The sequence below is a fragment of the Nesterenkonia muleiensis genome (assembly GCF_003600155.1).
Taxonomy (GTDB): Bacteria; Actinomycetota; Actinomycetes; order Actinomycetales; family Micrococcaceae; genus Nesterenkonia; species Nesterenkonia muleiensis.
This window is the reverse complement of sequence record NZ_QWLD01000057.1, coordinates 1-24,886: the sequence shown is the minus strand read 5'-3', so window position 1 is coordinate 24,886 and position 24,886 is coordinate 1. Positions and strand designations below refer to the sequence as shown.

Genomic DNA, 24,886 nt, shown 5'->3' with positions numbered 1-24,886 from the left:
CACGTTGTCCTCGATGAGCATGGGCGTATAGACCGACTGCACATCGAAAGCATCCCGGGACTGGGCGTTCTCTGACTCCGGTCCCTCAGTCTGTGGATAGATGATGAATCTCACCGAGTTGCCCATGGACTGCTCATCCCAGCGGGTGATCCTGCCCCAGGCCGCACTGCATTCGTTGGACCACAGGATCTGCACCTGCACGCTGCCGTCGAGCCTTTCCTCGCTGGCGGCGATCACTGAATCCTCATGACAGACCGTGTTCATGGGATCCACGCCGGAGGCTGGATCCTCACGGCCCTCCTCGGCGGCCTCTGCATGCAGATCCTCCAGTACGGATTCGACTGCGGAACGCAGGTCATCGTATTCCTCTGAGGGCGATGTCTCGGAGTCACCGGCCACCGGCTCAGTAGGCGAAATGCTGGAGCGTAGGAAAGTGTCCCATACGGCATTGCCCGCCAACGCCGCGAGCAGGCCTACTCCCGCGGCGACCAGCACCGGCGCGGTAAACCGTGACTTCTCCTTCGGTGCGCTTAGGCCGTCATGAGCTGCCTCTTCGGTGCCGGTGGTCTGTGATGTTTCGCCGGTTAAAGAGTTCCCGGGGCTTGAGACGTGACCTGCTGCTCGAGGGTCCAAGGCGCGACGACGCTCCAGCCAGGGGGATGGATCATCACCGAGTGCCGTGATCAGTTTGTAGGTGGTGTTCTCCGTGGGCAGGCGTTGGCCGCGGAAGGCATCGGAGAGGACGGATTTGGAGACACCGGCCTTCTTGCTCAATGCGGCCAGTATGGGATTCCCCGCCTTGGCGCGCAGTTCGATGAGGTCATTGGCGAACTCCTGGACAGAATCCTCAGCAGGCCCCTCAGCCTGCCCCATTTCAGCTCCAGGCTGGTCGATGCGGTCAGTTTCGGTCATAGCTGTGAATCTCTTCCGATCAGTGCGAGTGAAGCGGTTCCCCGTTCCCCATCATGTCAAGGCTGGATGTTCCGTGTGTGTTTCCGACGGTGAAATATCCGGAAATGATAGTCCGAACTTTTCGTCCGGATCCGGAAAACCATCCGGAAATTATTCTGACCTGGTGTTTTGCTGACCTGAGTGCTTCAGCGCTGATCAACTGCTGATCACACCATGAGAAGCGTTGGTGGCCTGGAAACCGTTGCGACGATCAGCGACTTCATCGGTGGAGTACTGCGAAGGTAGAGACCTCGGCCGCCGTGAGCTCTCCTGAGACGGGCCCGAAGTTGGTGGAATACTGGGTCTATGACGTGGGGGACGTGTGTGACTGAACTGGCGCGGCGGCTTGGCGCTGCCGGGGCGGCAGCAGGTCTGCTTCTGGTTGGATGCGCCGGAGCGGGTGCCACGCCGGATTCAGCAGAACCCAGGACTGGTCCGCCCGCTGATCACGCTGATTCTCAGACACAGATCTCTGGACCTCCGGCTGACACCTACGGCACGCTCCGCGTCAAGCAGATCCGGCGTCTGCTGCTGACTGAGGACGAGATGTTCGTCCGGGCGGAGGGGCGGGTTGTTGAATACCTTGAGGCCGAGACCGTGCTGCACCGCTGGCGCGGCGGACTGATTCCCGAGGACGACGACGTCATCACGCCCTGTGCGGCGGCACTGCGCGATCTCTACACCGCCTCACAGGCGAATCAGTTGCTAGCCCTGATGTTCGTACACGGCCACACCGAGGACCAGCAGCCGGAACCGGCAGATCTGGCAGTGGGAATTGCCAGCTATCAGCAGCCTGCCCAGGTGCAGCCGGAGTGGGAGGGCGTTGCGGAGAGCTGCCACGGCGACGTCGTCGTACTCTCTGGGCAGGAATATGAGACCCACGCCTTCCGGCACTCCGGCGCTGTGGGGCTGAGCTTCACCGGTGCGGCTGGGGAGCATCACATACTGGGCCTGGACAACGGGCACAATGCCGTCACCGTCTATGTAGAGACCGGCCCTGACCACGCCACTGCGCTGCTGGACCGGCAGCTCGCCAAGCTCGGCATCGAATAGTTCCGGTTTTCCGTTCCGGGCTGTTTCACGCGCGGAACGTACACAAGATTGGTTAGTTTCAGAAAGCTGGCCTGAGCCTGAAATTCGACGAAGGACAGCAGACGGTGCAGACGCCGTATGACTTCCCCATGGTGGCTGTGCCCGAATCACCGCGTTCTTGATGTGAGGGAGAAATTGCCATGAGGAGTCATGCGACTCTGAGAAGACCATTCCGCAAGGCTGCGGCTGTACTGGCCGGAACCACGCTGTTGCTGGGCGGAGTAGCTGCTGCCCCTGCCGTGTCGCAGGGCGCTGTTGATGACGGGCACTATTCGGCCTGGGACTCGCTTATCGAGGTGGTACCTGAGGCTCCGGTGTTGGACGGCGACGTCGTCCGGATTCCCTCACCGCCGTACTCCGGTGACCATAACGGTTTCGCCTACCGTGTTCAGACAACCGTAGACGGTGAGTACCAGGGCGTTGAGTGGTTTTATGAGGCGACGAAACTGACGCTTGAGCCGGGGAGCCAGGTCTTTATCCAGACGTCAGCGCCCAATCCCGGTTTCGTGTTCCCTGAGGATGTCCCAGATGAGAGTGGGGCGTATACATGGCACTTCTATCATCCCGACTTCTTCGATCTCCTGACGGTGTCACCAGAGGCTCCAACCCGTTCCGGGGACACTCTTATCATCCCAGCCGTCCATCCAATCTCCACCACAAACGAGGAGGAGGCTGCGCACCGCATCGGCGAGACCCCGTACTCCTATGACTGGGGCGAGGGACTCAGCACAGCTGGTGCACGATTGACGCTGGACGAGGGAACGGACGAGATTACCGTTCGGGCAGTCCCGCATGAAGGATTCGAACTCGCCGAGGGCGCTCAAGCCGAGTGGACGTTCCGGTATGGGGATACCGTGATCGGTGACCAGCACATTCTGCTCGTTGAGGTCCTTGACTCTGAGGGATTCTCTCCTGACTACCTCCCGTTTGCCTATGGTTATCTTGCCGATGGAGAATTCAACGCCCTCGGTGTAGGGAACTACTGGGACAGCGCCGGTCAAGCCGCGGCGGTTCTCCGATTCGATGACAAGCCTGCGGGGGCGGAATGGGCGATTGAGGCACTTGCCACTTGTGGTGAAGACCGAGACAGACTCCTCGTCGGCGACGGTGGAACATCAGACGGAGAACCTCAGCTCGTGACTCTGACGCTCAGCTGCGCCGAAGAGGATCTAACCTACCCGGGTGTCGGCGGCGGCGATGCTCCTTTCATCTATCAAGAAACTGTCTTTGAAGTCTCCGTTGTAGATGCCGAGGGCGCTCCAGTTCCCGGGTTGAACCTGGGGGTCCAAGAAGGCGGTCTGACATATGTTGCCGCTGGTATCATTATTGCCGAGGGCGAGACCGGCCAGACTGGCGTGGCCACTTTGACTGGAATACGCCGATTGGGTGTTTTCAGCGGTGGGGAAATTGCTCCAACCGAAGATTGCCCCGAAGATATGCCTGAAGCATTCGGGTCGGGACTTTGCTACTGGGGAGTCGGAGATGGGTTCTATCTTCGGATCTTGCTTGCTGAAGAGTTCGATCTTCAACACACAGTTTTTCAATACAACCGGTCAGTTGGTTCATATTCGATCGTGGACCTGGTCGACTCGATCTGTGGTTCAGGATACGAGAACGCTGAAGGAGTGTTCGATGAGGATGCTCAAGGATCAGATGACGTCTTCGCTGTTTTCATCACCCTGCCCTGCACCTTGGCTGACCTCGGCATCGAATCAGATGACGAAGCTGACCCGATTGAGCCAGCCCTGGCGCTGAGCACCACCTCTGTATTTCCCGGGGATGAGATCGTCATCGAGGGCTCCGGATACGTCGCTGGTGAGTTCATTGAGGTCGCCCTCGGCTCATTGCTGGGAACGTCCGAGGCAGACGGGGATGGCACATTCACTGCCAGCGTCACCGTTCCAGAGGCTACAGAGCCCGGTGAATACACTCTCACCGTTACCGGTGACTCAGGCGGCGCGGCTTCCGCGAACATCACAGTGCTCGCGGAAGCCGAAGGCGACGATGACGATGATCAGGTGACCGACGGTGGAGAGCAGGCCGACAGCGGTGACCGGCCCACTGATGGTGGAGGCCAGACCTCCGATGGCGGGGCAACCGTTGGCGGGGACGATCAGATGACCGACGATGTGCAGATTGCCGCTGGGCAGAGCAGCGAAGAGGGCCCCGGAGTGACCGCTCCTTCTGTCTCCGATGAGGATGAAGCCGAAGAGTCTCAGTTCTCCGACGGTCCGACAGCTGAGCAGGAGACGAAGGAAGACGCTGGATTGGCCGTTACCGGTGTGCACACAGCCGGCTATGCGCTGGCCGCGCTGTTGCTGCTCCTGGCCGGTGCCGGGGCCGTCCGGTCAGCGAAACGCTCCACAGCCAGCCAGCACTGACCGGGTGCCGGTCTCATATGGCTGAACCCCCGAACACACACGGGCAGGCGGCCTCAACGGTAACCCGCTGCTGGCCGTGCGCATCCCTCGTCGCGCAGGCTGCAACGGCACTGACCAGAGGCACCCGGTGGACGAGGAGGACATTGTAGGCCGATCTTGAGCAGTTTCTCACTGAGAATGAGCAGGACCCCGACTGCGATGAGGTTCATTGGCCCACAGCGAGCTAGGCGGATCTGGACAGTGGCTTCAAAATGGGCTTCCCGTCCAAGCCGTTGATCAGGAGATTGGGAAATCCGACAGCTACCCCTACTCGAACATGGGGTCTCGTTGGCGCGAAAGCCCTGACTGGACTGGGCGCGGGTACTGAATCTTGGCGTTCCTATAATGCGCTGCGAAGATCAGTGTGGGTGAAGTCGTCGCCGACGAACAGCAGTTCCTCGCCCGTCTCGGCGGCCAGTGCGTAGGAGAAGCAGTCTCCATAGTTCAGTTTTGCCGGACTCCCTGATCCGCGTCCGAAGTCGGTGAAGGCCTGACTGGCCAGATCAGCCTGTGCCGCGCTCAGAGGCACTGTCGCGATCTGTACTTCACGGATCAGAGAATCGAGGAGCCGCCGCCCTACAGGGCCGGCCTTGGAAGACATCACAGCGCGTGCCTCCACCAGAGCAGCGGCGGACATTGTGAGGGAGGGTGCATGGCGCAGAGCCTTCAGAACAGCAGCTGCCGCTGCCTCGTTGCGAAGGACAGCGACCAGGGCGGAGGTGTCGACGACCATACGGGATGCGCCGGCTGGCCGTTGCCCGTACTCTCAAGTGGCAGCCGATCTCCTGTGCAAGGGATTCATGGCTCAGACTCGTGAGTGCATTTCCGCAGGTAGCCTTGACAACGTGCGAAGATCCACACTGCTCGCCAGCGGATTGGCCGGGGCCGCTGGGCTAATGATTGTCTCCTGCGCAGAGGTGCCTGATGCACCTGAGAGTGATGACCAGATCCAGGCCCATCTGGAAGAGTTTCTCGAGGAGAACTCCGGGGCCTTCGAGGAGGGGGTCGCTGTGGTGGTCGATGGTGATGAGCTTCATTGGGCCGCAGCGGGCCAAGCGGATCTGCAGAGTGTCTTTGAAGTGGCCTCGCTCTCCAAGCCGTTGACCGGAATGCTCTTGGCCGACGCCGTGGACCGCGGGGAGGTGGGGCTCGACGACGAACTGGGTGAGCATCTGCCAGATCTCGCCGGGACCGCGGCGGGTTCAGTGACCTTGGAGGAACTGGCCACCCACACCTCCGGCCTGCCGCTGGTGCCGACCGCCGGGGGGTTCGCCGATGAGTCCGACGCCTTGCGCGGGCAGTCTCAGAACCCCTATCCGATCACTGCCGATGAGCTGATCGAGCTTGCCGCCGGCCAGGACCTCGGCGCAGCTGGCAGCTACCTCTACTCGAACATGGGCGTCTCACTGCTCGGGCACGCCCTGGCTGAGCAGGCCGGCGTAACCTACGAGGACTTGCTGGCCCAGCGGCTGACGGGCCCGTTGGGCATGGACCGCACCTTCACCTCCCACCACCAGGGTCACGAATCCGACGAGTTGCTGCTGCCCGGCCACGACCGCAGCGGCGAGGAGGCGGAGAGCTTCGCCTCAGAGGCATTCAGCCCGTCCTCCTCAGTGCGGTCCAGCGCCGGTGACTACGCCGCACTCATCCAGGCGATCAACGACGGCGAAGCCCCGGGCCTTGCCGCGATCGAGTCCTCGGACCTTGATGCCAATATGGGACTCGGATGGGTGGTGGAGGCCGACTTTATCTGGCACAACGGCATTTCCAACGGGTATGCCAGCATTGTCTTCATCGCCCCGGAGGAGGACCTCGGCGTCGTCGTCTTCTCCAACCTCGCTTACCAGAACACTCATCTGGGGCGTCAACTCATCGATTCGCTGCGCTGACGCGTGTGGTCAGAGTCTATTGGTACTGTGAAGATATGGGCATCGCGAACCGAGTTCGGCATGTGTGCGGTGTGGGCGTTGCGGCAGTGCTACTATCCGGCTGCGGGGTCTTCGGTGCAGACTCCTACAGCCTTGCCGAAGAGCTGCATTACCTCCCCGACCCTCCTGACGCGCAGACGACTCTGGTTCTCGCGGTCGATATCACCGCCGTCGAGGAGATATTCGGTGAACGTCCCGGCCGCGAGGTCTTCTCCGATCAGGATGACGTGGAGGCAGCCTCTCACGATTGGCTTGCCAGGGTCCACGGCTACGGTGATGTCGGTGAGGACGCCCCCACGTTGGGACCTTACTTCCCTCCCTACATCCAACAGCAGATGAACGCCCGAGGACCGAGTCAGGGCCTGGAACAAGACACCGGGTTCTCCCTAACAGACATTGACCGCGGTATGGGAGTAGTGGGACACAACGTGCGGGAGGTCTACGAGGGAGAAGATCTACAAGAAAGGATCACCTCTGCTCTGGGCGACCCCGAGGAGGCGGTATGGGAGCTGGCGGATGACCTCCACATCACCCAAGCGGATGGACGTTTCCTCCTCAGAGACGGGGACCTCGCCGAGGACCAGCTCGAGGGCGACGACCTTGCGATGATTGCCGATGACCCCGAGGCCTTGGCAGTTGCCGAGTCGCTCGATGAACTCGACTGGTACACCGCCCAGATGATGCATCTCGACGTTGACCAGGAATCAGACCAGGACTATGAGTACAACTGGTGGGGCCACAGCTTTGCGGTCGAAGGCAGTGACGGTGACTACACCTACATCGTCCATCAAGTGTGGTACTACTTCGATGCCGATGAGGCCGAGGACTCGATCAGCCGATGGGGCAGCGAGTTCATGGAGCTGAGGGAGCAGTTGGGCATCACGGACTTTGAAGCCGATGCCGATGGTCAGGTGGTGACAGTGCGCATCGAGATGGACGAGCCGCACACGGTTGTCCAGCAGCAGGTGAACACGTTCGACTGGCCGTACTGAGCGCCGTCTCGGTTCAGTTCCGCACCCCAGCAGCTCGGACGCTATCCGCTCATGCGCGGCATTGATGTTACTGGTGCGATGGCGAAACCCCAGGACCGGATTGTCAGTCGTTGCGGAGCTCGTAGTACTCGCGGGCGATCTCAAAGCCGTTGCCGGTGAGCTGTGACCAGCACTCGAAGTAGAGCTCCTGAGCCTGACAGGCGAAGCTCTCGTTGCCGGTCACTTCCCCGTATTCGAGGGCCTGGCCCTGGGATCCCACAGAGAGGCTGCAGTCGATCTCTGCCTGCCCCTGAGCACCCACGCGGAAGGTGACACCGTTGCCGCATTCGCTGGGCGCCTCGAAATCGTGCTCGAGGACCGTGCAGACCACATCCTCCTCGGAGAGCTGACAGTTGATGTTCCCAGTGGGGGAGGAGAAGTCCGTGATGCTGAGCGCATCGTCGGGAACCGGGCTTTCCAACTCCGGCTCGTCGTCGTCATCCTCATCCTCTTCGGTGGGTGAGGGAGATTCCTCGGGCTCGGGGCTTTCAGCAGGCTCCTCCGGGTCGTCCTCCTCCTCGTCCTCTTCCTGGGTAGGGACCGGGTCTGGCTGGTCATCTGTGTCCGGCTCGTCATCGGCCAGGGGATTGCCGACAAGGAAGAAGTAGGCCGCCGCCAGTGCCGCCGCAGTGACCAGGACCAGCAGAAAGATCAGCACACCCGCCCCGCTCTTCCTCTTCCGCGGGGGCTCGTCGTCGTCTGGATCGTAGACCGCTGGCGGGGCGTAGTGAGGCTGGGCAGAAGCGTAGGGTGCTGCCGCGCCATAGACCTGCTGGTCGAAGTCAGGGCGGGGACGGACAGGCGGCTGGACAGAGGTGGGTTCCTCGTAGTGGCTCCGCTGTACTGCCCCGAACTCTTCAGTGGGCTGTTCGCGAGGTGCCTGGCCAGGCATTGCCTGGGTCTGCTGCCACGGCGCCGGCTGCACAGCTGTGGCATCCTCGGAGGGCCCGCGCTGGGACAGCACACTGTCGATGGAAGGGTCCCCCAGTCTTCCGAGCCATTCGAGCAGGGCAGGATACGTGTTGGGGTTTCCTGCGATCTGCGGGCGAAGATCCGGGCGGCTGCGGGCCAACTCGTAAAGCTCTGCGTGAGAGGTGCTGGGGTCGGCCGCCTTGGCTGCGGGATCCTGAGTCATGGCCACATCATGCCAAACTCAGCGGACCTTGCGCATTGTTGAGACGCCGAGAGGTCCGCTCATGCGGTTCACATCGACAAAATGCCCAGGATCTGTACATAGTGTTATCCAGGAGTCCCGGTGATGAGGCACCGGGGCGGGCTTTTGTGACGAGAGGAACGGAATCATGACCAAGAATGTGAACACGAGGACTAGGGCTCTGGGTGCGGCAGCGTGCGTGGTGGGCCTGGTGGGAGTGACCGCATGCGGTGGCAGCAGCGTTGAAGCCTACTGCGACGTCTGGGAAGACCTCCAAGATGAGTTCGCATCGCTCGACGAGGGCGACTTTGAAGATTTCAATGAGATTTTCGACCAACTGGAGAGCGGACTCGGCGACGCGGTGGACGCCGCCCCCGATGACATTGAGTCCCAGACGGAAAATATGCGTGATGCGATCGCTGCGATCAACGATCTCGACATCGACTTCAGTGATCCGGCGGTTCTGATGGATCCCGAGCTCGAAAGCGAGATGGAAGAGGTGGAGCAGCAGTTCAGCACTATCGACCAGGATGCCGACGCCATTGAGGAGTATGTCACTGAGAATTGCGAGGATGTTAACCTCGGCTGAGTCAGGGCCCGGGGTGCGCTAGCTCTTCGCCAGGCCGGTGAAGAGCTGGTGCAGCCGGTGGTCGGCAGTGAGTTCGGGGTGGAAGCTGGCCGCCATGATTCTGCCTTGGCGCACAGCAACCGGGTGGCCGTTGGCCTCGGCAAGCACCTCGACGCTCTCCCCGGTGATCTCCTCGATCAGCGGAGCACGGATGAACACCGCAGGAAGCGGTGAGTCGAGGCCGGCGACCTCCAGCTGATCCTCGAAGGAGTCCAGCTGGCTGCCGTAGGCGTTCCGGCGCACCACCACGTCTAACCCGCCGATCCGTTCGAAGCCCTCCAGCGCTTCGGCATCGGCCACGGTGTTCGCGGTGAGAATCAGTCCCGCGCAGGTGCCGAAGAGCGCCATCCCCTCGTCGTACCGCTGCCGGATCGCCGGCATTAGCTTCACCGGTGCCGCCAGTCTGGCGATCGCCGTGGACTCTCCGCCGGGCACCACCAGGCCGTCGAGACCCTCCAGCTCAGCAGGGCGGCGGACTTTGCGGACCTCAGCGCCTGCGGTACGCAGGGCGCGCTCATGCTCAGCGACGGCACCCTGGAGAGCCAGCACGCCGATCTGCGGCGAACTCATCAACCGACCTCCGCAAAAATCCTCACGTTGTTGACGTCTCCTACACTCATGGGGCGATGACTGCTCAACAGCTGTATGACGTTCGGGCCAAGGGGGCTGGTCTACCAGCCGCGCTCAGCCAGCCGGTGCGGAGCTGGGAGGTCGGAGACGTTGAGGCCGACCATGGCTTCGCCCAGGCCGCGGGAGGCCTCAGCGATCGTCGCCGGGTCGTCGTAGTAGGTGGTGGCCTTCACGATGGCCGCAGCGCGGGCCTCCGGATTGCCGGACTTGAAGATGCCCGAGCCCACGAACACGCCATCGGCGCCCATCTGCATCATCATCGCCGCATCGGCCGGGGTGGCTACCCCGCCGGCGACGAAGAGCACCACCGGAAGCCTGCCCTCGGCGGCGATCTGCTTGACCAGGCCATAGGGGGCCTGCAGCTCCTTGGCCGCCACGTAGAGCTCGTCCTCTGCCAGAGCGGTCAGCTGGGCGATCTCCGCGTTGATGGTGCGGATGTGCTTCATGGCCTCGGAGACATCCCCGGTGCCGGCCTCACCCTTGGAGCGGATCATCGAGGCGCCCTCGGTGATCCGGCGCAGCGCCTCACCGAGGTTGGTGGCCCCGCAGACGAACGGGACCTTGAACTTCGACTTGTCGATGTGGTGGACGTAGTCGGCAGGTGAGAGCACCTCGGACTCGTCGATGTAGTCCACCTTCAGGTGTTCGAGCACCTGGGCCTCCACAAAGTGGCCGATACGGGCCTTGGCCATCACCGGGATGGAAACCGTCTCGATGATCCCGCTGATCAGGTCTGGATCGGACATCCTAGCCACACCGCCGGTGGCACGGATGTCAGCCGGGACGCGTTCCAGGGCCATCACGGCCACCGCACCGGCCTCCTCGGCGATCTTCGCCTGCTCAGGGGTGACCACGTCCATGATCACACCGCCTTTGAGCATCTGGGCCAGACCGGTGTTCACCGTGGTGGCCCCAGTGGCAGGAGTTCCGTTGTTTTCGGCCGTGCTGGTCATGGGTCTCCTTGGACAGAGAAATGGGGAGCTGATGGTTCAGCTCCCCATTGTCTCAGATTATTCAGGATCAGGCCTTGTCCTTCTCCGCCTCCAGAGCCGCGAAGTCTTCCTCGCTGACGCCGGTGGAGGATTCGCTGCCGGCACTGATGGCCGCCGGGGTTGAAGACCCGGACTTCAGCGCGGCCAGCCGTGCTTCGATCTCGGCCTGCTCGCCGAGGTCCTCCAGGGACTCGAATTGGGCGTCCAGGCTGGAGGCCGCCAGCTCGTTCTGACCGCGCACCCGGGCCTCCTCGCGCCGGATCTTCTCCTCGAACCGGCCTACCTCGGAGGTCGGGTCCATGACGTCAATGGACTTCACCGCGTCGTGCACCTGCGACTGGGCGTGAGCAGCCTTGGACCGGGCCACCAGCTCGTCGCGCTTGGAGATCAGCTGCTGCCGCTTGGTCTTCATCTGCTCCAGGCCGGTGCGCAGCCGCTCGACGATCTCCCGCTGCGACTGGATGGTCGGCTCAGCGTTCTTCGCCGAGCTCTCCGAGTCGAGCTGCCGCTGAATCGCCACCTTGGCCAGGTTGTCGAACTTGGCGGCGTTCTCGTCATTGTTGTCGGCCCGGAAGTCGTCAGCCTTCCGCGAGGCGGCCAGTGCCTTCTGCCCCCAGGAGCGCGCGGTATCAAGGTCTTCCTTGTAGTCGTCCTCCATCATCCGCAGGTTGCCGATGGTCTGAGCCACAGCCTCCTCAGCCTCACGGATGTTGTTGGTGAAATCGCGCACCATCTGGTCCAGCATCTTCTCCGGATCCTCGGCGCGGTCCAGCATCGCGTTGACATTGGCGCGGATCAGCTGGGACATCCGGCCGAAAATGGACTGCTTAGTCACGGTGATCACCTTTCATTGCGGGGGCGTCGAACCATTTCGAACGATCACCCTCTCGATACTAACGCTCAGTGCGGGCATCGCATCAGCCCTTGGGCGGATATTTCACCCACACGTGCAGACCTCAGAAGAACCCACGACGACGCCGCGGCGGCCGGTAGCCGAAACCGCCATGGCCCGGGCCTCCCCAGCTGACTCTTCCGGTTCCGTACCCGCCGCCCCCGTAGCCGAAGCCGCCGAAACCCCCGCCGGTGCCGTAGCCGCCGAAGCCGCCACCCATGGACTGCATGCCGGCGGTGGCCGCCTCCCGTTCAGCGATCTGCGCGGCCTGGATCGCCAAGGTCTTGGCTTGCTGGGCAAGCTCCACCGCCCGTGACGGCTGAGAGTCCCCGGTGGTCTGCGCCTCGGTAAGGCACCGCTCTGCCTCGGCCATCCTGGTCCGTGCTGTGGAGGAGACTCCGTAGCGCCGGGAGCGCAGGAAGTCCAAGGAGGACTGCACCTGGTTGCGGGCTGTCAGCAGCTCATGCTCCAGCATCTCCCGGGCCCTGCGGTCCTTGGCCTGGCGGTCACGGACTGAGTTCAGCGGCGCGTCGAGCTCACGGTGGGCCAGCTCCAGCTGCTGCAGCAGCTCCAAAGGGTCGATCCGGTCTCCGGAGGCCAGGGCCTCCTTGGCCCGTTTCACCGCAGTCTCGGCGGCAGCGATCGGGCCGGCCAGCTCCGGGGCCTGTCCGGCCTGGTGGGTGGCCCTGGCCTGGGCGAGGTCCTGTTCGGTCTGGGCGATGCCGACATCCAGATTCTTGCGCGCACTGCCCAGCCGCTCCTCAGCCTCCTCCATGGACTCGATGAGCCGACCGGCGTCGGCGGCAGCCTGCTCTCCGGAGTGCAGGGCCACCACAGCCTCAGCGCTGCTGCTGCGCTCCACGGCCGCCGCAGCGGCAGAATGCGACTGCTGGGCAGATTCCAGCACCTGCCCGGACTGGGCGAGATTGTCCCGGTACTGGCTCAAGGCGCCGTCGTGATAATGCTGGGCGAGTCCGGTAAGTGCAGAGTCCGCCTGCTGCCGCCGAGCTCGCAGCTGCTGTAGCTGTTCGGCCAGCTGGTCGAGCGCGGGCCGGGGGTCCTGCTCCAGGTTCCGGAGCTGGTCGAACTGGTCCTTATGCGACTGCAGGGTCTCATTGACCCGCTCACAGTTGCGGATGATCTGCTGGTGCAGGCTGCGCGCCTGGGCCTCGTCGCCGCCGTGGTCATGATCACGTGTGGCGGCGTCCACCTGCTGCTGCAGCCGGAAGGATTCGCGCAGGTGCTCCTTGGCCTCATCCAGGTCCTTCTGGAACGGGGCCACCTGTTCGTCCCCGTAGGCGGCAGAGGCGAAGAGCAGCTCCTGCTCGCTGGACTGTACGGCATTGTCGGCGGCCACCAGCATCTCGCCGGCCTGCAGCCGCAGATCCTCGGAGGAGGCTTGATCCAGCGGATCGGGCTCACCCTGGCCAAGTCCCTGGAAGGGCTGGGGCTGAGTGAGCCGGCGAGTCTGCTTCCTGCCCCCGGAGAGGTAGACTGCTCCTACGCCGATGAGCGCCAAGATGGCCGCGCCGATGATCAGTGGTCCTGCGATCAGCGCGCCGGTCACCACAGGAAGCGTGAACTGGATCTCTGGCACCATGGTGAGGAGTCTATAAGAGAATGCCTGGGCGTTCTCTGGTGGAGGGAATGTCCAGGTAGGCATGGCACTTTCATCTGGTGGCCCGTCCGTCACCGTCACATGCAGGAGCAGCACACGTCCATGACACAACAGCCCTACGGGGAGACCCCCGAGCCCGCGGAGAATCACGACGACGAGCCGACTCAGCAGGTTCCCCATCGCCCTGAGCCGACTCGCCCCATCTCTCCCGGACCGACGGCGCATATTCCTGCCCCCGGAGCGCCCCTGACCTATGGCCCCCGTACGAGCCCGGAGCCTTCGGCCGGGTCAGGCCAGGGATCGCCGGTTGCCGGCCAGGCCGCTGCTGGTGGCGGTGGCGCTGCGACGGCGCCCCCGCAGCCGGAGCACAACCCCTGGACCCAGCCCCAGGAACCGGGTGGAGAGCCGCCGCCGGCCAAGCCTCAGCGGCGCGGCATCGGATGCGGTGCCTTTACCGCCGGTGTGATCATCGCCGGTCTGCTCGGCGGCGGCGTCGCTCTGGGCGGGTACCACCTGTGGGACCAGGACAGCGGCGATGCTGCGGAGGTCGGCACCGGCGGCGGGATTGAGATCAACGCCCCGGAGGATGCCACAGCCGTGACTGCTGCGGCGGACAAGGCCGCCCCCTCGGTGGTCACCCTGGCGGTGGCTGGCAGCGAGGGCGCGGGCTCCGGTTCGGGGATCGTCCTGGACGACCAGGGACACGTGCTGACCAATACCCATGTGGTCACCCTCGGCGGAGCAGAGGCCGAGCCGGAGATCCAAGCCAGGCTCTCCGACGGCAGAGTGATCAGCGCCGAGGTGGTCGGCACCGATCCGCTCTCCGACCTAGCCGTCATCCAACTGGCCGAGACCGAGGATCTGGTGCCTGCCGAGCTGGGCAGCTCCACCGAGCTCAACGTGGGGGACCAGACCATCGCCATCGGTGCCCCGCTGAACCTCGACGGCACGGTGACCACCGGCATCGTCTCCACCCTGGACCGCACCATCCAGGTGGCCTCGGCCGCGGTGGACCCAGACCAGCCCGCGGACCAGGACGGTCTCCTCGAGGGATTCCCTGAGCCTGAGCAGGATGAGCCGGAGGAGCAGCAGCCGGAGGAGCCGGGAGACCCGGAGGACGGGTTCGACTTCTTCTTCCCCGGCTCCAACCCCACTGCCGAGCCCATTTCGCTCAACGTCATCCAGACCGATGCAGCCATCAACCAGGGCAACTCCGGCGGAGCGCTGGTGGACTCCCAGGGCCGGGTGATAGGGGTCAACGTGGCCATCGCCACCACCGGCGGCGGCATGTTCGGCTCCGAAGGCGCCGGTTCCATCGGAGTGGGCTTCGCGATCCCCATCGACTACGCCGCCAGGGTCGCCGAAGACCTCATCGACTCCGGCGAGGCCTCACACGGACTGCTCGGGGTCAACGTCTTCCAGGCATCCAGCGACCCGGAGGTCAACGAGCACAACCTCTCCGCCGAGCCCGAGGAGCTGCTGCCGGTTCCCGGGTTCAGCGTGGGCGGACTGGTGGTCGGCGTGGCCGAGGGGTCACCTGCCGAAGAGGCCGGGATCCAGACCGGGGACATCATCGAGGCGGTGGAGGGCCGCCCGATCGACGACGCCACCAACCTCACCGCCATCATCCGCGAATACCGTCAGGGTGAAACCATCACCCTGACCGTGGTGCGCGACGGTGAGCGGACAGAGATCGACGTCACCCTCACCTCCATGTGAGCCTCTCCCGGTGACGACGACGCCCCCGCCGCCGGCTGCGCGCCTGTGCGCCCCTGAGGCTCTCATCGCAGAGCTGGGGCTGACGACCGTGCTCGCGGTGGCCGCGCATCCCGACGATATCGACTTCGGAGCCTCCGGAACCATCGCCGCACTCACTGACCGCGGTGTGGACGTGGCGCTGTGCCTGCTCACTGCCGGTGACGCCGGTGGCTTCGACCCCGGACGCAGTGCCGAGGAGACCGCACGGATCAGACAGGCTGAGCAGCAGGCGGCAGCCGAGGTCGTCGGGATATCCGAGGTGGTCCTGCTGGATGAGCGTGACGGGTTCGTGACCGTCAGTGACAAGCTGGTCGGCCAGCTGGTGCGCCTCATGCGGCAGGTGCGTCCCGAGGCGGTGCTGAGCTTCCACCCCGAACGTGCCTGGGACCGGCTGCAGAAGTCGCACCCGGACCATCTGGCCGCCGGTGAGGCAGTGGTGCGGGCGGCGTATCCGTATGTGGAGAACCCCTTCGCCTATCCCGAGCTGGAGGCTGAGGGGCTTGCCGCGTTCACGATCCAGCACCTGCTGCTGATGGGTGCCCCGCAGGAGCGGGTGAATCTGCGGGTGGATGTCACCGGGTACCAGGACCAGAAGCTCTCCGCCCTGGAGCGGCACTTCAGCCAGCACCGGGACGCTGAGCGGATGCGCCAGTTCGTCGGTGAGCAGCTGCAGGCGGTCCACCGTGGAGGTGGCTATGCCGAGGAGTTCCACCACGTCATCGTCAACGACCCGGAGACCATCTCCGGCTTCTGAGTGTGTTCCGCTGGCGGGCAAAGCCCGCTCAGCTCTCGGCCGCGTGCAGTGGCTGCGGCCATCACACCTGAAGCTGGTGTCGCGCCTTCGGCCGGGGGAACAAAACAGCGCGGGTTGTGAACATCGGAGCAGGTTATCACCCGCTCCGATGTTCACAACCCGCTGCGAAAGGTTCTGGCCGCGGCGCCGAGGTGGTCACCCGGTGTCTGCGGCGGCTGCCGCGCGCGGTCAGTTGAGCGGCAGCTGGGCGACGATGTCGCCCTGTGGGCGCTCCTCGCCGCGGATGGCCTCCACGGTGATGACCAGGGACTGGTGCTGGGCGAGGTTGCTGATGGTGATGACCTCGTCCTCCAGCTCCCCCGGGGTGAAGTTACCGATCGATGACGGATCGCCCGAGCCTGCGGGCAGCAGCCACAGCTGGTAGGTCTGATCCTCCTCCAGCTCCGGCAGCTCGGCGAACTCTGCGTAGCCGACGTCCTCGGTGGGGGAGAGCACCGCATCGATGGTGCCGCCTTCGGCCATCTCATAGCCTTCCACCACAGAGGCGTCCGGATCCGCATCGGCAATGGCCTGGATGTTCTGAGGTGCGGTGAACTGCCAGATCCCCACCGCGCCGATCAGGACGATCACCAGGAAGCCGACCACGAACATCCACCGCTTGATGACTGGCTTGCGGCGCTCAGCCTCACCAGTGTGGTTGGAGATGTCCTCCACCAGTCCGACGCCGACCTCCTGGCCGCCGAGGTCCTCCAGCAGCTCCTCCAGAAGGGTGGACGGCGGTGCCACCGGGTCTGAGGCGAAGATCTCTGCCAGGGTGCGCCGGGCCGCCAGCACCCTGGTCTCCCATTCCTGGGCCTGCTCGGCAGGTGCGGTGAGGGCCTTCTCATCCAGCAGGGCGCGCTCGCCGTCGTCGACGGCGTCGAGGGCGTAGAGCTCGGCCAGCTCCACCAGCAGGCCCTTGTCCAGATCGGCGCCGATCTGGTTCGAGAAGTTACGGTTGACCCCTCCGGAGCGCTCCACGTCCTTTGTGGTGACCGCCGCGTGCAGGATGGGGTCGGCCTCGGTGTAGCGTGCTTCCCGCTGGCTGTGCAGCCGGGTCATGGCATCACGGAGACGGGACTTGATGGAGGGAACTGCTGTGCCGACCTGTTCGGCCACCTGCTGGTGGGGTGTGCCGGCCAGATAGGTCAGGGCCAGGGCCTGAGCCTGAGAGTCAGACAGGGCCAGCAGATCCTCCAGCACCTCTTCGGGCAGGCCGGCCACACCGCCGCCCTGACTCTGCGGAACCGGTGTCAGGGGGATCGGGGTGGTGGTGCCGCCGCGGAAGCGCTCCACGAAGATTCGGTGGGTCAGCGGAATCAGCCACTCCAGGACCAGTTCGTATTCGTTGGGCCGGTAGTCGGGGCCGTTGTCAGCGCCTGAGCCGGCGAACTCCTCGGTCAGCAGCTGCGAGGCCTTGGTCTGCAGGCGAAGATCGCGGGCCCGGGCATCGGCCTGGTCCCAGAGGTGGCGGTAGACGGCCACAGTGGAGGAGTGGGCGTCGTCGTACTCGGCGTGCATGATCAGCGAAAGTCCGTACACCACATCCGCGGTGGCCTCGAAGAAGGCCGAGAACGCGGCTTGGTCGCCCTGAGCGGTGCTGCTGAGCAGGTCACTGAGGGTCGGCGGCTCGGTCTGCGCAGCCGGCTCTTCGGCGAACGCCTCATCGTTGTCCAGATCCACCGGCGTGTCTGCCACAGGTGCGCCCTCTGCGGCGGAGGGCTCGTCTTCGCGGCGGGGGGTCTCGCTCATATGCGTGAGTCTAGTCAGCCCAGCTGTGCACGGAGGCGACCAACACCCGCGCAGCCGTTGTCATCTGCTGCGAGGGGCTGCGGAGGTGAGGGCTACTCCGCTCCACCGAAGCCGCGCTGCCGCCAGGCCTCATAGACCGCGATGGACACCGAGTTGGCCAGATTGAGGCTGCGGCGGCCCGGCAGCATGGGGATCCTCACCAGCGAGGTGACCCGGGGGTCTGCTTTGGCCCGGGCATCCAGCCCGGTGGATTCCCGGCCGAAGAGCAGCACATCTCCGGGTCGGTAGTCGACCTGAGTGTGGGAAACATCTCCCTCGCCGGTGAAGGCGTAGACGCGGGGTCCCTCGGCAGGCGGGTTCGCCGGGCCCTGCGGTGGGCTCTGGCTGACCTCGGGCAGGCCGAGCGCGGCGTAGGTGGCCGCCAGGTCCTGGTGCTGGGTCATCACCGCCAGATCGTGGTAGTCCAGGCCGGCACGCCTGAGCTTGGCGTCGGAGAAGTCGAACAGGGTGGGCCCGGCGATGTGCAGCCGGAACCCGGCGACGGCGGCCAGGCGGATGATGTTGCCGGTATTGCCGGGGATCTCCGGCTGGTCCAGCACAATCCGCAGCCCGACTGTCACAGTCGGCTCCCGGTGCGAACGCTGATGATGATGCGGTGACGACGCGATTTTGGCTCCTGCAGCCCAGTTGCACAGTCTGTTTCCCGCGAGCGGGTGTTGTGAACGCGATTCTGGGAAAACCAGTGTGCATTTGCGCAGAGCTGGCACTGGAGGTGTTCGGGATGCGTCATTCACCCCTCCTCCGGGGCGGCCAGGCGGGTCCGCAGTGCGGCCATCAGGTGCCGGTCCACCAGATTGGCCTTCTGCGAGGCGGCCAGCACGTTGACCAGATGGCCGATGGCGCGCCCGGCGGCCAACGGGGCCGGTCCCCGCCGCCCGGCGCCCTGGGCTTGGACCACCGGATGGAAGAGGTCGCCGTCGGCGGCCAACAGGATGTGCTGCCAGTCGGTCTCCAGCACGCTGCGCTCCCCGGGCTCCGAGCGGAGCTGCTGCTCGAGGCTGGTCTGCAGCTGTGTGGCCTCTGCGGCCAGGTCCGGCAGGGTGACGCTCTTCCCGCCGGCTCGCAGGGTGCGCCCGTCCCAGGAGGCAGTCGCGGCCGGGACCTCCTGGGCGCTGACCAGGACCAAGGCAGGGCCGCAGAGCAGCACATGGTCTACCCGAGGGGCGCTCTTGGGTATCCGGCTGCGGCCGGCACGGTCAGTCCCCGGTGCTGTGAGGGCGACGTCGTTGAAGAGCCTGGCTGCCGGCAGTGCGCTGAGCACATGCTTCTCCAGTAGTGCGGAGGTGCGCAGCTGCCGGCGCCGGGAGCGGCCTGAGAGCAGTCCACGGGAGGCGAATCCGCCGTGGATCTTCTGGCTGGTCAGGGTCAGGTTCAGCGGTTCGGGCGTGGACAGCGGGGGCTTGTAGACCGGAGGCTGGTCGGCGCTGGCAGAACGAGTCTCCGGCCGGCGCCGGGTGCGAGTCTCAGCCGAATTCTGGGCCGAACCTGTTGACGCTGCGCTGCGCGAATAGGTGAACCCCGCGCCCTCCCCGGTGTCTGCCGGCGAGTCCGGTTCAGGCGCAGAACCGGGGCTGCGGCGTCGTCGGTCGTAGTCGGCACGTGCCTCGGGGGAGCCGAGCACATCCCAGGCGGACTGCACCTGGTGGAAGGTCTGGGCTGAGCCGCCACGGTCGGGATGATGTTCGCGGGCGGCCCGCCGGTAGGCGGCACGGATCGACTGGGGGTCGGCATCGGGGGCCACTCCCAGCACGGCGTAGAAATCGGGCTCACTCATCAGAGGTACTAGATTACCGCGCGTAGAATCGGCGGTGATGTCCCGCTATTTCGACCACGCCGCCACCACCCCGGTGAAGCCGACCGCTGTGGAGGTGCTCACCAGGCTGCTGCCGGAGCTGGCCAACCCCTCCTCGCTGCACGGTGCCGGGCGGAGAGCACGGCTGGCGGTGGACGCCGCCCGTGCGCAGCTGGCCGCCGCGGTGGACGCCGATCCCTCTGAGGTGATCTTTACCTCAGGAGGCACCGAGGCGGACAATCTGGCGCTGAAAGGCCTCTATTGGCAGCGCCGAGCCGGGGATTCACGACGGCGCCGCATTCTGCTGACCGGCATTGAGCACCATGCCGTATTGGACACCGCAGAATGGCTTGAGGCCCACGAGGCCGCCGAGCTGGTGATCATCCCGGTCGACGGTGAGGGCATTGTGGACACCGCCGCGCTGGCCGAGCTGCTCACCCAGGAGCCGGAGACCATTGCCCTGGTCACCGTGATGTGGGCCAACAGCGAGGTCGGCTCGGTGCAGCCGATCCCGGAGATCGGCCGGCTCTGCGCGGCGGCAGGAATTCCGCTGCACACCGATGCGGTACAGGCCTTCGGCTCTGTCCCGGTGACCTTCGCCGATTCGCAGGCCTCTACCCTGGCGATCAGCGGGCATAAGCTCGGGGCGCCGGTGGGGATCGGCGCGCTTCTGGTGCGCCGGGACGTGAAGCTCACCCCGGTGCTGCACGGTGGTGGGCAGGAGCGCGACATCCGGTCCGGCACCCTCGATGCCCCGGGGATCTGCGCTTTCGCTGCGGTGGCTGAGGAGGCGGTTGCCGGACGGGAGGCCGAAGCCGCTCGGCTGGCTGGCCTGCGCGACCAGTTGCTGGACGCCGTCGTCGGGCTCGACGGGGTGAGAGGTGCCGATGGTGTGAGACTGCGCGGGCCTGATCCGAGGCTGAACCCTGAGCGGCGGCTGCCAAACAACCTGCACATCACCGTGGACGGAGCGGAGGGAGATTCGCTGCTGTTCATGCTGGATATGGCCGGATTCGACACCGCCACCGGCTCAGCCTGCACCGCAGGGGTCCCACGACCCTCCCATGTGCTGGTGGCCATGGGGTTGAGCGAGGCCGAGGCCCGTGGCGCCCAGCGCTTCACTCTGGGCTGGACCACCACCGAGGACGACGTCGCCGCGCTCGCAGAAGCCCTGCCGGGGATCATTGCCCGCTCCCGCTCGGCAGGACTGGCGGCCGACCGGCGCTAGTGTTCGGGCGTCGTCGTGCTCAGCCTGTCCCGTCTGCTGTGCCGGGACGGCGAACAGTGACGATGGCGAGTTCTCTTTCCAGGCTTTTGAAGTCGTCGGGACTGGTGGTGAACAGCGGCAGCTCTTCCGCGATGGCGGTGGCCGCGATCATCAGATCGGCAGTTCGACTTCGCGGTTACCGGTCTGCTCCGGCAGGTGATCTGGATCGAGGAAAGCGCGATGGATCAAGATATTGGTATCCAATAATCCGTAGGGGTGCTGCTCAGGCATCCAGGTCCTGCAGCGACCGCATCCATAATCTCCTTGGACCGGCTCCGAAGATCGCGTTGGGTGATGTGCGGCTGCTCGCTCATACATTTAGTGTAGGACTTGGTGCCACATTGTGCTGCAGGTGGTGGCGCTATCCACCCCTGCTTCAGAGGACGCGGTAGATTCGTGGCATGGCAGATTCTCAGCACCCCGCAGTGGAGAAAGTCCGGTGCGCGCTGGCAGCCCACGGCCTGCACCCGGAGGTGACCTGGTTCGACGACGCGGTCACCACGGCTGCCCGGGCCGCCGAGGCGCTGGGCGTTGAGGTGGGACAGATCGCGAACTCCCTGGTGTTCACCTTGGATGAGGAACCGATCCTGGTGCTGACCTCCGGGGCACACCGGGTGGACACCGATTGGTTGGGTGAGCAGTTGGGCGGGGTCATCGGGCGGGCCTCCAAGGACGTGGTCAAGCAGGCCACCGGCCAGGTCATCGGGGGAGTGGCCCCGGTGGGCCACCCGCAGCGGGTGCGGACCCTTGTGGATACCGCGCTGGCGGAGTACCCGGAGGTATGGGCGGCAGCCGGTCACGCCAAGACGGTCTTCCCCACCACCTACGACCAGCTGCTGACCATCACCTCCGGCACACCCACCGCAGTGTCCTCGGATGATTAACCGCCCAGATCGTCAATGCCCACCCATCCCTGCTGCCGGCCTGTGGTGGGACACTTCGACGTAGGCTGGTACGGTGACGCGATTTCTCGAATCCGCTGAGACAGCCGTTGGCGGCAAACCGTCTCTTTCTGATGTTGCTGAATATGCCTATGCAGCCGTGGTCCCGCCGGGAGCTTCGATCATCCAGGTGGCCGGTGCATGCCCGCTGGATGCGGCCGGTGTCACTCAGTCGGTCGGAGACATTCGAGGGCAGGCGGAGCTGTGCGTGCAGAATCTTGAGCAGTCACTGAGGGCAGCCGGTGCCGGTCTTGGGAGCCTCATCAAGACAACGGTCTACGTCGCCTCTTCCCGTCAGGCTGACCTGGTTGCCGCGTGGGAGGTGGTCCGGGACGGCCTGGCCCCGCACCGGCCGCCCAGCACACTTCTTGGGGTCGCAGCGCTGGGCTATGACGACCAGCTGGTCGAGATCGAGGGATTGGCCACTGGCTTGCCGAGGGACTCTGAGCCGGACCTGCCTCCCTGACTCTCTGCAGAGCTGGCCCCTCTGCGCATGGCTAGGATGCGGATTCCGAACTGCGGGCGTCCTTCTGCGAGGAGACCGGGAGCCTGCGAGAGGACCTGGTGACCGGCAGTTTGAATGCCTCGGCTCACGCTGGCTGATCGCCAGCGTGCGGGCCACTGCGTCCTGTTAAAAGTGGCCCAAGGGGCATGCGTGCAGCGTAACGGGCGGATCTTTGTTGAGGCTGAGGGCGTTGGTGCGAGTTCAGAGCTGTGGATCGGCTGAGATCTCACCGTCCAGGTTAGTGACACCCTCAAGCTTGTCATGGGGGCGTCCAGGGTTCTCTTCAATCCCTAGCGCGCAGCCGATCTCACTGCGGATGGTTTTAGGTCTTGGTAGAGGGTGACCAGGCGGTCGGCGGGCGAGGACGATGATGGCTTGTTTGTGGGGCTTTCCCTCCGCTCTCCTTTATCGCAGAAAGCTCGTGATGGCTGGTGGTGCAGTATGGCGAAGGAGCTGGTGACTAGGGCCGATTTAGTCTCTTGTTGACGCTACGGTCGGCGCGGTCACCTCCGAACGAGTTCCCGGAACCCTTGGTTGATGGCGCAATTCCCACATCAGCCTTATGCGACATCACGCTCTGGGCAGGGTCAGGCACGGAACGACAGCACACTTGAGTGTTTCCCCAGCAAGAGTCCAGGTTGGGCTACGATTGCTGAAAGCAACCTGTGAGAAAGGTCGCAGTATGACTGAAGAGTGGCGAGAAGCGCGTCTCATCCCGACCTCTGGCATCAGAGGGGCTGCAGAGCAAGAGGCGCGGGCTACTTCCGCCCTTCTGTCAGTCCTCAGCATTGTCCCCAGCTTCGCCCATGCGGTGCTGAAACCCTGCGGGGCTCCATTAGGTAGGGTTCGCGCCAACGTAGAATCCTTCGTAGAGGTCGCGTTCGAGGACAAGAAGAGCAAACGATCTCCTCGTCCAGACGGTTTGATCCGTGTCTCTCGGGGCAGTACCACGTGGACTGCGCTGGTGGAGGTCAAAACAGAATCGAACGCCCTCAGCAAAGAGCAAGTAGAGAGCTACATGGACGTAGCTCGAGAAAGAAATTTCGACGCTGTCATCACCATCTCGAACGAGATCCCGCCTGTGTTGGGGGCGCACCCACTTAGTCTGTCAGGGCACAAACTACGTCGCACTCCCGTTTATCACTTCTCCTGGGTGCGTCTGATCTCCATGGCTGTGATGGAAAAAGAGGTCCATGGCATCGATGACCCCGAGCAATCGTGGATTCTTGGCGAGTTGATTAGGTACTTGGAGCATGAAAAGTCCGGTGCCCTGGACTTCACCGATATGGGATCCTCCTGGACCTCAGTAATAAATGCTGTTCGGCAAGGGATCGTCCGAAAAGATAGCGAAGACGTAGTAGATGTTGCCGGCAAGTTTGACGGTCTGATCCGGTACATCTGTTTAAAACTGGGCCAGCGTCTTGGGGTGGAGGTGCGCCCGCGCCTTACTCGAAGGGAGGTTGATAACCCCGAAGAGCGGACTCGCGGACTCGCTGAGGAGCTAGAGAAGGACTGCACTATGTCGGCGAAGATTCAAATCCCGGGAACAGTGGCTGATCTTCAGCTTCGTTGTGACATGCGTGCTCGCCAAATCAGCACATTCGCGGTGGTTCCCGCCTCGGGTCAGGCTCGTAACCAAACGCGTGTGAACTGGCTGCTGCGACCGCTGGAAGAAAGTCTGACGGATGTGGTGATCGAAGCCCATGGGCCAAGACGCAGTCATGCCGCTGGGATCTCTGAGTTCAGAGAAGACCCGAGGGAGGTTTTGCCTCCAGGTTTTCCAGAGATCACTCGTTTTACCGTGTCTCAGATGCATTCCATGGGAATGCAGAAGACTATCGCAGGACGGTCCTCTTTCATTACGTCGGTCATCAGTGCTGTTGACGAGTTTTATGTGAGTATTCTGCAAAGGCAGAGGCCATGGTCGCCGCCCCCCCCGAAGTACAAGCTTGCAGCGGGGGAGCAGCCCGCGGAGGAAGAGACGTTCTCCTCCGAAGAAATCGCTTCAGGCGAGGATCTGTCACATGAGGACTCAGAGTAGGCTTCGCTCACGTTCCTTTTTGGCCCCTGTCAGCATAGTCATCAGACAAGAGTCTCAACGTTAGTTTTCTGTGCGGGCAGGGTGCTTGAGAACACGATGCACCAGGTTGTTGGCCAATCTTCATGCTTTTTGATAAGCACCTTCGAAGGAACGCGGATGGAGTGGTTAGACACAGATATAGAAGATGGCTTCGGTGTGTAGGTTTCCTTGTTCGCTAGTTTCCGGAGATATCGAGCAGAGATGTGCATGGCAGTCGGAGCGCGTGCTCCACGTACGCCGGGTTCGCTTTCGGTGCCCGGGATGGTTTAGACGAGCGGGTTGGTTTTTTGGAAAGCCGGCGGTCAGACTCCCACATGGGTCAATCGGTGCTGTCATACCCGGTGACGTATGAACTCCGCTGCCTTGGAGGCGGTCAGATACTGAGTCGAGGAATCCTCGAATCCTTCTATGGTTTTTTGTCTCCGATACAGGCCATGAGTCCGTCGATGAGATTTCTGAACACGTGGAGGTTGATGACCACGCTGCCCCAGAACAAGTCACTCATGGGGTCGACACCGGTCAGGATCTGCCGAAGTCATCGATGAAGGCTTCGACCTTCTGGTGGGCGATGTCGTCGTGGTATTGCTGGGGTGGGGATTTCAT

At 63.9% G+C, this 24,886-nt stretch carries 22 protein-coding genes; 11 read left to right on the top strand and 11 right to left on the bottom strand.

Translation table 11 applies throughout. From position 1 onward, the window contains the following. The coding region (locus DVO78_RS17350; RefSeq protein ID WP_120006883.1) for a DUF2690 domain-containing protein at positions 1–912 on the bottom strand (912 nt) is incomplete at its 3' end. Positions 913–1,257: 345 nt separating this feature from the next. Here DVO78_RS17350 and DVO78_RS17345 point away from each other — a divergent pair. After that, entirely contained in the window at positions 1,258–2,004 is a 747-nt protein-coding gene (locus tag DVO78_RS17345; RefSeq protein WP_157984124.1) for a hypothetical protein, read from the top strand. A gap of 179 nt (positions 2,005–2,183) precedes the next feature. Further along, positions 2,184–4,424 carry a hypothetical protein gene (locus tag DVO78_RS17340; RefSeq protein WP_120006880.1) on the top strand — a complete coding sequence of 747 codons (2,241 nt, stop codon included), beginning with the start codon at positions 2,184–2,186 and terminating at the stop codon, positions 4,422–4,424. 379 nt (positions 4,425–4,803) lie between these two features. On the opposite strand, the gene DVO78_RS17335 is transcribed toward DVO78_RS17340, so the two are convergent. Further along, complete coding sequence (locus DVO78_RS17335) at positions 4,804–5,196, bottom strand: type II toxin-antitoxin system VapC family toxin (RefSeq protein ID WP_120006878.1); 393 nt, start codon at positions 5,194–5,196, stop codon at positions 4,804–4,806. A gap of 112 nt (positions 5,197–5,308) precedes the next feature. Between DVO78_RS17335 and DVO78_RS17330 the strand changes: the two genes are divergently transcribed. Together DVO78_RS17330 and DVO78_RS17325 are read left to right on the top strand one after the other, a co-directional pair. Continuing rightward, positions 5,309–6,352, top strand: coding sequence for a serine hydrolase domain-containing protein (locus DVO78_RS17330; protein WP_157984123.1), 1,044 nt, complete (start codon positions 5,309–5,311; stop codon positions 6,350–6,352). A gap of 35 nt (positions 6,353–6,387) precedes the next feature. Further along, complete coding sequence (locus DVO78_RS17325; RefSeq protein WP_157984122.1) at positions 6,388–7,383, top strand: hypothetical protein; 996 nt, start codon at positions 6,388–6,390, stop codon at positions 7,381–7,383. Between the two features lie 103 nt (positions 7,384–7,486). Here DVO78_RS17325 and DVO78_RS17320 read toward each other — a convergent pair whose 3' ends face one another. Continuing rightward, positions 7,487–8,557, bottom strand: a complete 1,071-nt coding sequence (locus DVO78_RS17320) for a variant leucine-rich repeat-containing protein (protein WP_120006873.1) — start codon at positions 8,555–8,557, stop codon at positions 7,487–7,489. Positions 8,558–8,723: 166 nt separating this feature from the next. Here DVO78_RS17320 and DVO78_RS17315 point away from each other — a divergent pair, with 166 nt between their 5' ends. Then, positions 8,724–9,164: a hypothetical protein gene (locus DVO78_RS17315; protein WP_120006871.1), complete on the top strand. Its 441-nt coding sequence runs from the start codon at positions 8,724–8,726 to the stop codon at positions 9,162–9,164. 18 nt (positions 9,165–9,182) lie between these two features. Here the strand turns inward: DVO78_RS17315 and pdxT are convergent, their stop codons facing one another. The 4 genes from pdxT to DVO78_RS17295 form a co-directional block, all read right to left on the bottom strand. Further along, positions 9,183–9,773 (bottom strand): pyridoxal 5'-phosphate synthase glutaminase subunit PdxT, encoded by a 591-nt coding sequence (gene pdxT / locus DVO78_RS17310; RefSeq protein WP_120006869.1) that lies wholly within the window; start codon positions 9,771–9,773, stop codon positions 9,183–9,185. A 101-nt stretch (positions 9,774–9,874) separates the two neighbouring features. After that, entirely contained in the window at positions 9,875–10,786 is a 912-nt protein-coding gene (pdxS, locus tag DVO78_RS17305; protein WP_120006867.1) for a pyridoxal 5'-phosphate synthase lyase subunit PdxS, read from the bottom strand. Between the two features lie 67 nt (positions 10,787–10,853). Beyond that, entirely contained in the window at positions 10,854–11,660 is an 807-nt protein-coding gene (locus DVO78_RS17300; protein WP_120006889.1) for a PspA/IM30 family protein, read from the bottom strand. A gap of 121 nt (positions 11,661–11,781) precedes the next feature. Further along, positions 11,782–13,317, bottom strand: a complete 1,536-nt coding sequence (locus tag DVO78_RS17295) for a coiled-coil domain-containing protein (protein ID WP_162301607.1) — start codon at positions 13,315–13,317, stop codon at positions 11,782–11,784. 120 nt (positions 13,318–13,437) lie between these two features. On the opposite strand from DVO78_RS17295, the gene DVO78_RS17290 reads away from it, so the two are divergent. Further along, complete coding sequence (locus tag DVO78_RS17290; protein WP_162301606.1) at positions 13,438–15,054, top strand: S1C family serine protease; 1,617 nt, start codon at positions 13,438–13,440, stop codon at positions 15,052–15,054. Between the two features lie 10 nt (positions 15,055–15,064). Further along, positions 15,065–15,847, top strand: a complete 783-nt coding sequence (locus tag DVO78_RS17285) for a PIG-L deacetylase family protein (protein ID WP_238385392.1) — start codon at positions 15,065–15,067, stop codon at positions 15,845–15,847. Between the two features lie 228 nt (positions 15,848–16,075). Here DVO78_RS17285 and DVO78_RS17280 read toward each other — a convergent pair whose 3' ends face one another. The 3 genes from DVO78_RS17280 to DVO78_RS17270 all read right to left on the bottom strand — a co-directional run bounded on the left by DVO78_RS17280 (position 16,076) and on the right by DVO78_RS17270 (position 19,472). Beyond that, the gene (locus DVO78_RS17280) at positions 16,076–17,638 is read right to left on the bottom strand and encodes an anti-sigma factor domain-containing protein (protein WP_120006861.1); all 1,563 of its coding nucleotides are present in this window, start codon (positions 17,636–17,638) and stop codon (positions 16,076–16,078) included. 92 nt (positions 17,639–17,730) lie between these two features. Next, positions 17,731–18,258 (bottom strand): tRNA (cytidine(34)-2'-O)-methyltransferase, encoded by a 528-nt coding sequence (locus tag DVO78_RS17275; RefSeq protein WP_238385391.1) that lies wholly within the window; start codon positions 18,256–18,258, stop codon positions 17,731–17,733. Between the two features lie 170 nt (positions 18,259–18,428). After that, the gene (locus tag DVO78_RS17270; protein ID WP_120006859.1) at positions 18,429–19,472 is read right to left on the bottom strand and encodes a J domain-containing protein; all 1,044 of its coding nucleotides are present in this window, start codon (positions 19,470–19,472) and stop codon (positions 18,429–18,431) included. A gap of 37 nt (positions 19,473–19,509) precedes the next feature. On the opposite strand from DVO78_RS17270, the gene DVO78_RS17265 reads away from it, so the two are divergent. Continuing rightward, on the top strand, positions 19,510–20,718 hold the full coding sequence (locus DVO78_RS17265) for a cysteine desulfurase family protein (protein ID WP_120006857.1): 1,209 nt from the start codon (positions 19,510–19,512) through the stop codon (positions 20,716–20,718). 19 nt (positions 20,719–20,737) lie between these two features. Here DVO78_RS17265 and DVO78_RS18205 read toward each other — a convergent pair whose 3' ends face one another. Then, entirely contained in the window at positions 20,738–20,869 is a 132-nt protein-coding gene (locus DVO78_RS18205; RefSeq protein ID WP_274380781.1) for a PIN domain-containing protein, read from the bottom strand. A 289-nt stretch (positions 20,870–21,158) separates the two neighbouring features. On the opposite strand from DVO78_RS18205, the gene DVO78_RS17250 reads away from it, so the two are divergent. From DVO78_RS17250 to DVO78_RS17240, 3 genes are all read left to right on the top strand, one after another. Beyond that, complete coding sequence (locus tag DVO78_RS17250) at positions 21,159–21,641, top strand: YbaK/EbsC family protein (RefSeq protein WP_120006856.1); 483 nt, start codon at positions 21,159–21,161, stop codon at positions 21,639–21,641. A 73-nt stretch (positions 21,642–21,714) separates the two neighbouring features. Then, entirely contained in the window at positions 21,715–22,164 is a 450-nt protein-coding gene (locus DVO78_RS17245) for a RidA family protein (RefSeq protein ID WP_120006855.1), read from the top strand. Positions 22,165–22,885: 721 nt separating this feature from the next. Then, the gene (locus tag DVO78_RS17240; RefSeq protein WP_120006853.1) at positions 22,886–24,244 is read left to right on the top strand and encodes a hypothetical protein; all 1,359 of its coding nucleotides are present in this window, start codon (positions 22,886–22,888) and stop codon (positions 24,242–24,244) included. The last annotated feature ends 642 nt before the right edge of the window (positions 24,245–24,886 follow it).